General features: G+C 56.7%; 9 protein-coding genes and 2 pseudogenes. 8 read left to right on the top strand and 3 right to left on the bottom strand.

Going from position 1 to position 12,208, the window contains the following annotated elements; genetic code table 11:
* Positions 1 to 245 (bottom strand): annotated as a pseudogene (locus IGS51_RS04500) (hypothetical protein); the annotation flags it as partial.
* Between the two features lie 577 nt (positions 246 to 822).
* Here IGS51_RS04500 and IGS51_RS04495 point away from each other — a divergent pair.
* A complete protein-coding gene (locus IGS51_RS04495) occupies positions 823 to 1,875 on the top strand; it encodes a Fe(3+) ABC transporter substrate-binding protein (protein WP_297076463.1) in 1,053 nt (350 codons plus the stop codon).
* A 49-nt stretch (positions 1,876 to 1,924) separates the two neighbouring features.
* On the opposite strand, the gene IGS51_RS04490 is transcribed toward IGS51_RS04495, so the two are convergent.
* Positions 1,925 to 2,623 (bottom strand): Fe2+-dependent dioxygenase, encoded by a 699-nt coding sequence (locus IGS51_RS04490; RefSeq protein WP_297076460.1) that lies wholly within the window; start codon positions 2,621 to 2,623, stop codon positions 1,925 to 1,927.
* A 188-nt stretch (positions 2,624 to 2,811) separates the two neighbouring features.
* Here IGS51_RS04490 and IGS51_RS04485 point away from each other — a divergent pair, with 188 nt between their 5' ends.
* The 6 genes from IGS51_RS04485 to IGS51_RS04460 all read left to right on the top strand — a co-directional run bounded on the left by IGS51_RS04485 (position 2,812) and on the right by IGS51_RS04460 (position 9,877).
* On the top strand, positions 2,812 to 4,143 hold the full coding sequence (locus IGS51_RS04485) for an imelysin family protein (protein ID WP_297076457.1): 1,332 nt from the start codon (positions 2,812 to 2,814) through the stop codon (positions 4,141 to 4,143).
* A gap of 8 nt (positions 4,144 to 4,151) precedes the next feature.
* A complete protein-coding gene (locus tag IGS51_RS04480) occupies positions 4,152 to 5,606 on the top strand; it encodes a di-heme oxidoredictase family protein (protein ID WP_297076455.1) in 1,455 nt (484 codons plus the stop codon).
* A gap of 212 nt (positions 5,607 to 5,818) precedes the next feature.
* Positions 5,819 to 6,454: a response regulator gene (locus IGS51_RS04475; protein WP_367279255.1), complete on the top strand. Its 636-nt coding sequence runs from the start codon at positions 5,819 to 5,821 to the stop codon at positions 6,452 to 6,454.
* Between the two features lie 648 nt (positions 6,455 to 7,102).
* Entirely contained in the window at positions 7,103 to 7,477 is a 375-nt protein-coding gene (locus tag IGS51_RS04470) for a PadR family transcriptional regulator (protein ID WP_297076450.1), read from the top strand.
* A gap of 337 nt (positions 7,478 to 7,814) precedes the next feature.
* A complete protein-coding gene (locus IGS51_RS04465) occupies positions 7,815 to 8,357 on the top strand; it encodes a cofactor assembly of complex C subunit B (RefSeq protein ID WP_297076447.1) in 543 nt (180 codons plus the stop codon).
* A 221-nt stretch (positions 8,358 to 8,578) separates the two neighbouring features.
* A complete protein-coding gene (locus IGS51_RS04460; RefSeq protein WP_297076445.1) occupies positions 8,579 to 9,877 on the top strand; it encodes an adenylate cyclase in 1,299 nt (432 codons plus the stop codon).
* Between the two features lie 77 nt (positions 9,878 to 9,954).
* Here the strand turns inward: IGS51_RS04460 and eat are convergent, their stop codons facing one another.
* Positions 9,955 to 11,493, bottom strand: a complete 1,539-nt coding sequence (gene eat, locus IGS51_RS04455; RefSeq protein WP_297076440.1) for an ethanolamine permease — start codon at positions 11,491 to 11,493, stop codon at positions 9,955 to 9,957.
* 272 nt (positions 11,494 to 11,765) lie between these two features.
* Between eat and IGS51_RS04450 the strand changes: the two are divergent.
* Positions 11,766 to 12,208, top strand: a pseudogene (locus tag IGS51_RS04450) (hypothetical protein); the annotation flags it as partial.

Here is a 12,208-nt window from a genome sequence, read left to right as displayed (position 1 = left end):
GGAGCCACTGGCGGCGTGACCGAAGGAGTCATCGCTGGCGTAGGCGATAGGGAAACTGAAAGCTCTGGCGGGTCAGGGGCTGAGTTGTCCGATTCTAGAGACCTGGATGGGTCGGCTCCGGAACCACCCGGCAGCAGCGGCAGCACCAGCAGCCCCGCGTGCAGCACTAGCGACATCAGCAGCCACGGGCGAAACAGAACCTGCATCAGTGCTGGCATATCGCGCTGGGTGCGGGTTTTAGGCATGGGAAGGGTGACAGACACAGGCAGCAGGTAGATACGACAAATCCGTTGCAGATATTCGTTGCAGATATTCGTTGCAGGTACAGGTGCAGGTACAGGTGCAGACTGAGAGGCGATCGCAGGTGAATCCGCAGACTGCCGTAAAAGGTCTGCTAGTTAATGATAATCTTTATGGCTTGTTGTATTAACTAATCGATAAATATTAGAAAGTCTTCTGGAAGGATGCGGGCTTGATTCTTGACAAGAAGGGCACAGTTAGGCACCTACTTTCAACTCGCTGAAAAATCTGTTCTGGAATAAAGTGCATCTGCTGAGTTTATTTTTAGAGATCAATTGAGAATATCTTGCATTAAGTGTACAATACAGTCTGGTTTTTAGGCTGGGCCCAGCGTTCTCGAAGGGCAATTTATCCAAGACAGACCTTGGAGAACGAGTCAGTTGAAAGACTAGGCAGGAAAAACCAGGTAGAGAGACTGCTTGTTAACTTGCCTGATTTCAAACCACAGATAAAAAAGCCTTGGCCCAATGCCTGACATAGCCCTCATAAATCTCTGTTCATCTTTTAGGAGCAAAGGTCCTCATGGGAAAAATGACTCGGCGAGTGTTTATCGCCACAGGTAGCGCCCTAGCCGCCGCCACCGTTGGGCAATTTGGCCGCCATGCGTCCGCTCAACAAAGTCGGGGGGTCGTGAATCTCTATTCGTCTCGCCACTATGACACCGACGATGCGCTCTACCAGAGCTTTGCCGAAGCCACGGGCTTTCGGGTCAACCTGGTAGAGGCCGAAGCAGATCAGCTTATTGAGCGGATCAAGAGTGAAGGGGCAAATAGTCCTGCGGATGTGCTGATCACAGTAGATGCCGGCCGTCTATGGCGGGCCCAAGAGGAGGGTTTATTGCAGCCGATTCGGTCGAGTGTGCTAGATTCAGCGATTCCAGGCTACTTGCGGGAGCCGGATGGCCATTGGTTTGGGTTGACCAAGCGGGCACGGGTTTTGTTCTACAGCAAAGAGCGTGTAAATCCGGCCGATCTCTCTACTTACGAAGATTTGACCAACTCCAAGTGGCGCGGCAAGATTTTGACGCGATCTTCGACCCATGTGTATAACCAATCGCTTACAGGGTCGATCCTGCACGCGCATGGGCCGCGGGAAACGGAAGCCTGGGTGCGGGGACTAGTGGCCAACTTTGCCCGACAGCCTGAGGGTAACGACACGGCTCAGATGCGAGCAGTGGCAGCAGGGCAAGGCGATATTGCGATCGCCAACACTTACTATCTTGCCCGTCTGATTAAATCCAGCGAGCCTGCGGATCAGGACGTGGTGAACAAGGTAGGTATTTTCTTCCCCAATCAGCGCGATCGCGGCGTTCACATCAACATCAGTGGCGCGGGTGTGCTGAGAACTGCCAAGAATCGGGAAGGTGCAATCCGGTTCATCGAACACCTAGCTAGCCCTCAGGCTCAGGAGATGTTTGCTAAGGGCAACAATGAATATCCCGTACTGTCGGGCGTGGCGCTGGATTCAGTAGTCGCGGGCTTTGGCAGTTTCAAGGAGGATAGCTTGAACGCAGCGATCTATGGACGCAACAACGCCGAAGCGCTGCGGATCATGGATCGGGGCGGCTGGAAATAGGGGTTTTTGAACTCCAGGCAGGCAGTTTGCAGGTTGTGCTAGCTGTCTGCTATGGCTCGGCCCAGCGGCGCAGCAGATTGGCATGGCATTTCGTAATCTGGTCAAATTCTGGCGTTTTGCCGTGCTGCCGAAACAGGGATTGGCGGGCGGTGTCTAGCTCAAACAGCAGTTCGCGATCGCCCGCATTCCTGACCAGGCTTTGCACCCAGGTTACCGCCACTAGCCGCGTGCCCCGCGTCACGGGTGCTACCCGGTGCAGTGTTGTGGCGGGATACAGCACCATTGCTCCCGCTGCCAGCTTAAACGGGTGATGCCCCAGCGTGTCTTCGATAACCAGTTCTCCACCCTCATAGTCGTCTGGCGAATTAAGAAATAGCGTGAGTGACAGATCCGTTCGCATCAGGTCTGTTTGTTGGGAATTGCTGGGTAAAAGGGCGCTCCCACCCATCAGGGCATTGTCTACATGAGTCCCATAGCCCATGCCCACGTCATAGCGGCTAATCAGCGGCGGGCGGATGACTTTGGGATAGGCCGCCATTTGAAACAGGGCGTTGCGCCGCAGTGCCCCCAGAACGAGCGATCGCACGGTTTCTGCGATTTCTCCAGCTTCGAGTTGAGTATTGTGTTTGACCTGTTTGGCATACCAGCCAGCAGTCATTTTGCCATCTACAAATGAAGCTGCCTTTAATGCAGTGGCGATGGTTTTTAGCTCTTCATCGGTCAATACGGCATCAATGCAAAGGATCATGACAGCACCGGAGATGGGACGCGGTTTAGTTAAGGTTTGGCAACCCAGCGGAATCGCAGTTTGAGCATGAGGGAGAGACCCGGTTGAATGGATTCAGGATGCTTTCGTTGCTTATTTGTTTCTTATTTGAAGATGATACAGGAGTCACTCGATTGAAAGCCCTTACGAATCAATGCATGAACAGACAAATGAAGCTTTGGGTCGGCGTTGGTGCATTTGTGATTACACAGGTTGGCCCCCAGGCGATCGCCAGTCTCACGCCTGAAGTGGTCAGCACAGAGGATCGCCCGATTGCCGCTCAACTTCCTGCTGTCGCCCCGGCTCCTTGGAGTGCGGCTCAGGCGGGCGGCGAAGGGGGAGAAGGTGGTGAAGGCGGCGAAGGCGGCGAAGGCGGCGAAGGAATCGCGCCCCAGTCGGTCGGCTTTTGCGCTGCAATTGCTGTGGAGGGCGGCGGCGAGGGGGGCGAATCGGGAGCGGCACAGCCTGTAAGCAGCCCTGTGCGGGTGTATGGCGCGGCAACGGTGCCAGCCTCGCCCTTTGGCGATCGCCAGTTGCTTGCCGATTTCGTCGATGGGGTGCTGCTGCCAACCTATGGACAGCTAAACACGGCTGCCCAACGGCTGGATCGGGCGATCGCCCAGTTTGCAGCCCGCCCCACTGAGGCAAATTTGCAGGCTGCCCGACGGGCCTGGCTGGCGGCCCGTTTGCCCTGGGAAAGCAGCGAAGCGTTTGCCTTTGGCCCGGCGGCTTCGCTGGGCTACGATGCTGGGCTGGATGACTGGCCGGTAAATGAAGTAGACGTAATTGCTGTGCTGCAAAGCCAAGATGCCCTCACGCCTGAGTATTTGGAAACGCTGCAAACGTCTCAAAAAGGCTTTCATACCATCGAGTTTTTGCTGTTTGGGCGGAATAACGACAAGCGGCTGACAGATTTCACGCCCCGCGAGTTGGAATATTTGCAGTTGGTCGGGGCAGATTTTGCAGCCACAGCCGAGAACTTGCTGGCAAGCTGGGCCGAGGGCGTGGAGGGCTATCCGGCCTATCGCAAAGAGTTTGTGGAGGCGGGCGATCGCAGCGCCGCCTATCCCACGCCCCAGGCAGCGGCGACCGAACTGGTGCAGGGCATCATCGACATTCTGGACGAGTTGGGCGCGGTCAAAATTGGCGAAGCCCTGGATGCTCAGAATCCCTTCTTGCTGGAAAGCCGCTTTAGCCACAGTTCGCTTCAGGATTTTTACCAAAACCTCCGCAGCGTGGAGTTGACTTATTTTGCAGGCAGCGCTAGCCGCCCCGGCCGCCACAGCCTCAGCCGCTATGTCGCCAGCATTGATCCCAGCCTGGATACTCAGGTGCGGCAATATTTGCTGGCTGCGGAATCCGCAGTCAAGGCCATTCCGGGCCCCATCGAGACGACTCTCTGTGACCCGGCTGCAAAGCCCCGGATCGCGGCGGCGCGAGATTCGCTGCTGACGCTGCGAGGCGTGTTCGAGCAGTGGATTATGCCGCTGGTGCAGGAGTGATTTGAGCAATGGCTCGTTTGATGGCTCGTATCGCTGGGTTGCGTCGCGCCAGGGGGCGATTTGGGGCGATCGCCCTCCTTTCTGTCATGGCAGGCATACTGGCCTCGCTGCTGCTGCATGGCGCTGGCTGGGCCCAGTCGCCGCTGCTGCTGGCGGGGGGCGACACCACGGTTCAAAACCGCACCTCCCAGGGCTATTCTCAGCCTGCGCCCAACCTCAGCCGCGAGTGGCTGGCGCTGCATCAGGTGGGCGATCGCCATTTTGAGGCCGCCTTTGTCACGCCGCCCGCCCCGGTCAATAGCGGGCTGGGGCCGTTGTTTAACAACACGTCCTGCGCCGGATGCCACATTCGAGATGGGCGAGGAATGCCTATTCCCGGACAGCTTTTGCTGCGGGTCAGCCTGCCTCGCCAGGGATTGCCCAATTCGCCGGCCCCTGTGCTGCCTGCCCCGACCGAGGCTGCGCCGGTGCTGCAAGCCAACGCCCATCTGGAGGCTTCCGTCAGCTTGGGCAACGCGCCGCCTGTTCCGGGCATTGGTACGCAGATTCAGGATCAGGCAGTGTATGGTTACGTGCCCGAAGCGCGGGTCAAGCTGCGTTGGCAGGAGCAACCCGGAACCTATGCCGACGGAACGCCCTACTCGTTGCGATCGCCCCAGTTTGAGATCACGCTACCCAGCGGCGATCCCCTGCCGTCGCACATCCTCGTGTCGCCCCGCATCCCGTCGCCCGTATTTGGCACAGGCTTGCTAGAAGCCGTTCCCGAAGCGGAAATTCTGGCGCTAGCCGATCCCGACGACAGGGATGGGGACGGCATTTCGGGTCGTCCGAATGCTGTTTGGGATGTGGAACAACACGCTGAGGTGCTGGGACGCTTTGGCTGGAAAGCCAATAATCCCACGCTGCTTCAGCAAGGGGCTTCTGCCTATATCAACGATATGGGCGTGACCAATCCCCTGTTTCCAGAACCCGACGGCTCCTACGAAATTGATGCCCACACGCTGAAGACCAATACGGTCTACGTGCAAACGCTGGCAGTGCCCGCACCCACGCAGCGACAAGATCCCCAGGTGCTGCATGGAGAGCGCCTATTTAATGCAGCCAATTGTGCGGGCTGCCATGTGCCAACGCTGCACACCGGGACGCACCAAGTTCCGGCGCTGGCAAACCAGACCATCCATCCCTATACCGATCTGTTGCTGCATGATCTGGGCGAAGGGCTGGCCGACCATCGTCCCGATTTTCGGGCCACGGGGCAGGAGTGGCGCACGCCGCCCTTGTGGGGTCTTGGGCTGGTGCAAACAGTTTTGCCCTATTCTGGCTATTTGCACGATGGTCGCGCCCGCACGCTAGCAGAAGCCATCCTGTGGCATGGGGGCGAGGCAGCATCCGCTCGTGAGGCATTTAGAACTATGCCAGAGGGCGATCGCGCTGCACTATTAAAGTTCCTCAATTCGCGCTAAGGCCGTTAAACTACTGGTACGGGAATGTTTGTGCGGGAATCTCTTTACGAGAATCTTTTTACGAGAATGCCCGCCTGTCACCAGCCTGGGTTTAGGCCTAGTCTTGGAATCTAGCAAAGAAATTTGGCAAAGAACTTTGGCGATTGAGGGAGGAAGTTGGCGTGAGTGAAGCCTCAAGTCAGGCATCAGGTCAGGCATCAGGTCAGACACTGGTGCAGGTTTTGATCGTAGAAGATGATCCCATGATGCAACTGGGGCTGGAACAGTCTTTGAGCAACCAGCCAGGCATCCAGGTCGTAGGGCGAGCGGATGATGGCTACTTTGCGGTAGAGGAGGCGCTAAAACTTAAGCCTGACATTGTGGTGATGGACATCGGACTGCCCCGTCTGGACGGCATCGCCGCGACGCAAAAGATTAAGGAATCTCTGCCCGACGTGCGGATTGTCATGCTTACGTCGCACACTAGCGAAAACGAGGTAATCGCGGCGCTGTCGGCCGGAGCCGATGCCTACTGCGTCAAAGGAACGACCGTCGAGCGACTGCTGGCGGCCATCGAGGCTGCGCGGGAAGGAGCCAGCTATCTCGACCCACTGGTGGCCCGACTGGTGATGGATCATCTCAAATCGCCCACCAGTGCCGCAGATGCGATCGCCGTTGGTCAGCTCTCTCAGCGCGAGCTAGAAGTTCTAAAGCTGATGGTCGAAGGGCGGAGCAATCCTGAAATCGCCACTGCGCTATACCTTAGCCCCAACACAGTGAAAACCCATGTACGCGGCATTATGAACAAACTGGCGGTGGATGATCGCGTGCAGGCTGCGGTTGTGGCCCTTAGGGCCGGCCTGGTGTAGCAAATTTGATACTTAAGATTTCTGAAATCACTCGATTGCAGGATGTCACCTCATGATACTAATATCCAATATCCTGATACTTGCTCTTGAGAGCAAATACCTCCGGAGAATGAGGGCCAATTTTTGTCTGGCTGGCTAGAATCATCGGTATGCACACCTCGTAATCTGCTTGTACAAAGCGACTTCGTACTCTGTGACCGATGAATGTGTTTGGGTTTAACTAGATGATTGGGGTCGCACTTGAGATTCTACCGAGTCACTTTAAGCACACTTATCTGAGGATATTGCTGAGAAACTTGTGACACTAAAGCGGGTTTTTTGGAACTGTCTGAGGATTAAAGGCTGTCTGCTTAAGTGTTGGTTACAACGTTGGCTACAACGGTCTAACTGCAATGGTTTAACTGCAACTGTTTGGCTATAGCAGTGGGCACGGTGCGATCGCCCTTCTCTATCTTCCCCTCTGTGGTCTTTGTCGATGCCTGTGATTTTGGCAGGCAACGTGCTTTGGTTCCTGGAGCGCATTGGCAAAGGCAAGCGTACTCTCACCTGTCTCTCTCTTAGCGAGACTGCACTCTTCCGACATATCTTCTAGGCTCTCTCAGGAGAGTTGTCCACAACCCTTAGTTTTGCGTGATTGGGCTGAGCCTTATGACAACCACACTCGACGAAATCTACAAGTTCTTCAAGAATCCGCCACCGTTCTACCTGAACAAGGAATTGGCGGTGTGCTACGTGCTGTCTGTGCTGCTCAAGCAGGACTCCTACGGCACAGAGCTAATCAGCCTGCTAGAGACGGAATATCCCGCCTATCGACTGTCGGATACAGTCCTCTACAGCGCCCTCAAGTTTCTGGAAGATGGAGCCGCTGTGGTCGGCTACTGGAAAAAGGTAGAAGGTCGGGGTCGCCCTCGCCGGATGTATCAGATTACTCCAGAATGGCGCGATCGCGCTGAGGAACTGTCCCGCCTGTGGGAAAGCTACACCCAGAACAACGCCACTGTTCCCGTGGGCGTATCCGACTAATTCAGCAGAGCATCCCGTCGCTGTGTAGGGGTCTGATGGGTTGATTGATGATGAATTAATTGATCTCGTTCAGCTTGTGCCTTAGTTAGGCAATCATCATTACCCCTGCGGTTTTTACTTGAGATCTCTTACGCATTCCGCCTGGTTGCGAGAATGATTGCAGAGTGGCTGCACAGACGGCTACTCTGCATTTTGCATTTGTTTTGACTCTTAGCCATGTCAACCCGACTGCGAGCTGCGGCCAGATCACCCATCGAGGCACAATCTTTCGTACATTAAAGGGGGTGGATCTAATCCCCACAGCAATGTCCCTAGAGAGAGAACCTGGCTAAGGTGTATGGAACTTCCAGTCTTGTCGTCTACTGCGCTGCTGACCCTGCTACTGGCAATTGGCTTATTTTTCTTTATTCGGGCTTCTACCAAAGATCGAATTGAGGTGGCAAGGCTCGTGGGCGATCGCCCAGAGGAAGACCTACTCGAAGCCATCCAGCAATACTTCACCCAGCGGGCCTATCGCATTGCTACCGTAGATGCTGCCCAGAACCAAGTGACCTATGAGGGGCTGGTTCGCGCCAGCACATTTCTCGCCATTTTCCTCTCGGCGCTTGCGGCTGTAGGGCTGCTGTGCCTGTCCCTCGTCCTCTCGTTTCTGTTTCCTACGGTCGGCAACCTGTTTTTAGGATTGGTGCTGCTGGCTCCACTTGCTGGGGTATTCTACTGGAAAAAGTCCACCCGGTCTGAGCAAGTATCCCTGAGAATTACTGAGCCGGGCCCGGAGGTCGATCTCGAAATTCGTGGGCCGCTGCTGGTGGTGACTGGGCATCGTGACGAACTGGCTGAATTTCAGCAAGCCCTGCGGCTGATGCCACTGAGCGAATAGCTCAAGCGAATCCCTCATCCAAACCGAGTTGGGATCAGCATTTACAGTTAAGCGTCTGTAGATTTAAGCGTCTGTGATTTAAGCGTCTGTAGATTTAAGTGTCTGTATTTAAGCGTCTATGATTTGGCCGCCCACCTACTGCCAATACTCATCTGCCAATACTCATTAAGTTTTTGTTGAGTCTCCGTCCCCCCGAACCTCCTCTCCCCCAGCCGCGTTCTGTGAACCTTTCGTCGCTGACTCAACGCCTCCACCAACTGCCCAGCGTATTTCGGGAAGCCCTCTTTCCCTCAGACCTTGGCGATGAAGATCCCGCCTATCTGGAGTGGCAGCAGGGCTTTATGCGGCGACGGCTGAGTTTGTCGCTGCGAATTGGGATTCTGGCTTATCTCACGTTTATTCTGCTGCGGGTGCTTTTGGTTTTGGTCAATCGCAGCACGGTTCCCCCAAGCTGGTTTGCGATGGCGGGTGCATCCTTATTAGGGCTGGTGCTGTGCCTGATTCTCCATCGGGGCAAGATCGGGCGGCGCTATCCGGCGCTGATTTTTTTGGGCTGTTCCTGGTCGATTACGCTGATCGAGCAGATTTGGGCAACGCTGCGAGGCGTGGCGTTTCCCGGCGTATTTGCCTGGACGCTGGTGTTTTTGGTGCAGGCGACGCTGTTGCCTGTGCGCTGGCCGCTACATTTGGTGGCTCAGGTCGGCTTGCTGGGCTATTACCTGATTGTGAATTCGCTGCTGGGGCTGAATGAGGCTGCGGGGTCGAGGTGGGACGCTACGCTGTGGCTCTATTTGCTCTGGTTTTGCGGGATTTGTAACCTGTCGGTGTTTCTCTATGAGCAGTTGCAGCGAGCGGAGTTTCGGGCGCGGCGGGCGCTGGAGGCAGAGCAAGAAAAGTCGGAGCGATTGCTGCTGAATATTTTGCCGGAGTCGGTCGCGCGGCAGTTGAAACAAGACCAGCGCACGATCGCCGAGCATTTTCCCGAAGTGACGGTGCTGTTTGCCGATATTGTCGGGTTTACGGAACTGTCGGCGGGCGTGCCGCCGGAGGAGATGGTGTGGCTGCTGAATCAGGTGTTTTCCAAATTTGACCTGCTGGCAGAGCAGCATGGGCTGGAGAAAATCAAAACCATTGGTGATTCTTATATGGTGGTTGGCGGGCTGCCCGTAGAGCGGGCCGACCATCTGGAGGCGATCGCCAATATGGCGCTGGACATGCAGCGGGCGATCGCCCAGTTCAAAACGCCAAACAACACGCCGTTTAACATGCGGATTGGCATTAACACGGGCCCCGTCGTGGCGGGCGTAATTGGCGTGAAGAAATTTATCTACGATCTCTGGGGCGACACGGTAAACACCGCCAGCCGCATGGAGTCGCAGGGACTTCCGGGCATGATCCAGGTGACGGAGGCGGTGTATGTCCGGCTGTGCGATCGCTACGAATTCAAAGAACGCGGCACGATTTACGTGAAGGGCAAAGGGCAAATGAAAACCTACCTGCTCCTGCGCCGCGCCGATTAACATCGATTCTGGATTTTAGATTGGTGATTTCAGAAATCCAAAAGCCAAAATCGCCAATCCAAAATCTAAGACCGCTCTCATCGCAATTCATGCAGCACCCGCAGCAGCAGCGCCGTTTCCTCCTCTGGGGCACGAGACACCAGCCTGCGGCGCGAATAGAGGAAAAAATAAGCCAGCAGGATGGCGATTACTACTAGCACCCCCCAAATGCCAGGGCGATAGCTTGGATCGGCCAGGCTGGCCACCAGCGCCACAATGGAGAGAATCAGCCCTACCCACGCGCCTGCGGACCCCAGGGGGCTGAGGTAGGGACGGTAGAGTTCTGGGCGATCGCGCTTGAGCTTGAGGTAGCTGGCGAACACCAGAATGTAAGACAGCACCGCGCCAAAGACGACCATATTCAATAGTGCTGGGCCGATGGCCTGACCCGCCACTTCAATCAGCCCGATGCAGAGTAGCCCCACTGCCGCCCCCACCAGCAGGGCGATCGCCGGGGTCCGATATTGGCTAGTGACAGAAATCCAGCGCGGCAGATAGCCCGCCCGCGACAGGGCAAACAGAGAGCGGCTGTAGGCGTAGATGACGGCGTGGAAACTGGCAATTAGCCCCGTCAGCGCCAGAAATGTGAGCGTGCGCGTGGCCACCGTGCCTTTGCCAAACACGGCCCGCAGTCCGTCGGCCAGGGGGGCCGTAGTGCGGGCGATCGCCGCTGCGCCGACAAAGGTTTCGTTGGTATCTGCCGTCACCAGGGTCGCGGGCACGCCAGAATTCAGCACCAGCGTCAGCAGCGAAAAGACCAGCAGCGTCGCAATGCCCCACAGCAGGGCGCGGGGAATGTCGCGGCGAGAGTCGGTCGCTTCCTCCGCCGACAGGGGCAACTGCTCGATCGCCAAAAAGAACCAGATGGCGTAGGGAATTGCGCCAAAAATGCCGCCGACCCCGTTGGGCAACCAGGCGGGATTTCCCTCGGTAGGAGCAATATTGAGCAGCAGCCCCGGCTGAAACTTGCCGCTCAGCACTGCTCCCAGGTAGAAATCTACCAGCACCGCCAGGGCAATGACCGTGAACACCAGCCCCACCTTCAGGCTGGGTTCAACGCCCAGAATATTGATGCCGACAAAGATGGCGTAAAACAGCAGCCACCAGATGGGCGGCGGCACGGCGGGAAACAGGCTGTTTAAATACGCGCCGATGAAAAATGCAATCAGCGCTGGCGTAATCAGGTACTCGATCAAATCGGTGATGCCCGACAAAAAGCCGCCCAGCGGCCCAAAGGCATGGCGCACAAAGGAATAGAAACCGCCTGCGTGGGGCAGCGCCGCAGATAGCTCCGAAATCGTGTAGACCAGGCAGATATAGAGGACGGCCGTGAGCAGGGTGGCGATCGCCATGCCGCCAAAGCCGCCAGCCGCCAGCCCAAAATTCCATCCCGAAAAATTGCCCGAAATGACCGCGCCCACCCCCAGCGCCCACAGCAGCCCCCAGCCCACGCTGCGGTGGAGCTGTCGCTTCTGAAAATAGGCCGCCTCGACGGGTTCATAACTCACCCAGGCATCCAGCGCGCCCTCGTCTGCGGGATGTCCTGGATTTCGATCGGTTGGAATTTGACCTGCCATCCCTGCCTCACAAAACGTGTCCACAGCGATTTAATACCACACAAGCAGGGACGGCGCGAGTTCGTAGCGATCTTGCATCGCATTCCGACTTGCGCCGCATTCCGAAAAGGTAAGGTCGGTGCAACGGCACTCTTGCAGCAAAAGGATTTCCTGGAATTCTTCAGCACTGGAATTCTTTAATAATTTAGGCGATCGCCCCAGAGAAATCGGCGCTATGCTTTGGAGTTGTGAATTTGCAAGCAGGCAGGGCAATGGTGAGGAGTGATTCGGCAATGAGCAATTCGGCGAACAACGTTGCTTCAGACAGGGGTTCTCTGCACAGCATAGTTCAAGGCACAGTTCAAGGCACGGTTCAAGGCACAGTTCAGCATGGATTTCGACCAGGGCGCGTTGCCTGGGCGATCGCGGGCTGCATGGGACTGCTGATGGCAAGCTGCGGCAGAGGCTCTGCGCCTGAGGCAGCCAACCCAGACCCCGCAGCAGACCTCGTTGCCGAATCGCCCATCGCCGAGGGTTCCGCAGACACAACACCCACGGCAACCCCATCTGAAATGTTTGCCTCGCCCACTGTGCCCGTCGCCCCCAGCGCCGCTGCCACCAGACCCCTACCGCCGGGACAACTAGCCACCGGGCTGATTTCCTCGACCACTGTGCCCAGCCGCCTGCCCCAGGTGAGCGCGGGTCGTAGCGACCCGTTTGCGTCGCTGGGCGAAAC

Source organism: Thermoleptolyngbya sp. M55_K2018_002 (genome assembly GCF_015295965.1).
Taxonomy (GTDB): Bacteria; Cyanobacteriota; Cyanobacteriia; order Elainellales; family Elainellaceae; genus Thermoleptolyngbya; species Thermoleptolyngbya sichuanensis.
This window is presented reverse-complemented; position numbering and strand designations above follow the sequence as displayed.

What these genes read in the sequence shown, in the direction of transcription:
- IGS51_RS04495 (WP_297076463.1), top strand. Translation starts at nt 823, where the DNA reads ATGGGAAAAATGACTCGGCGAGTGTTTATCGCCACAGGTAGCGCCCTA.
- IGS51_RS04490 (WP_297076460.1), bottom strand. Translation starts at nt 2,623, where the DNA reads ATGATCCTTTGCATTGATGCCGTATTGACCGATGAAGAGCTAAAAACC.
- IGS51_RS04485 (WP_297076457.1), top strand. Translation starts at nt 2,812, where the DNA reads ATGAAGCTTTGGGTCGGCGTTGGTGCATTTGTGATTACACAGGTTGGC.
- IGS51_RS04480 (WP_297076455.1), top strand. Translation starts at nt 4,152, where the DNA reads ATGGCTCGTTTGATGGCTCGTATCGCTGGGTTGCGTCGCGCCAGGGGG.
- eat (WP_297076440.1), bottom strand. Translation starts at nt 11,493, where the DNA reads ATGGCAGGTCAAATTCCAACCGATCGAAATCCAGGACATCCCGCAGAC.
- IGS51_RS04470 (WP_297076450.1), top strand. Translation starts at nt 7,103, where the DNA reads ATGACAACCACACTCGACGAAATCTACAAGTTCTTCAAGAATCCGCCA.
- IGS51_RS04465 (WP_297076447.1), top strand. Translation starts at nt 7,815, where the DNA reads ATGGAACTTCCAGTCTTGTCGTCTACTGCGCTGCTGACCCTGCTACTG.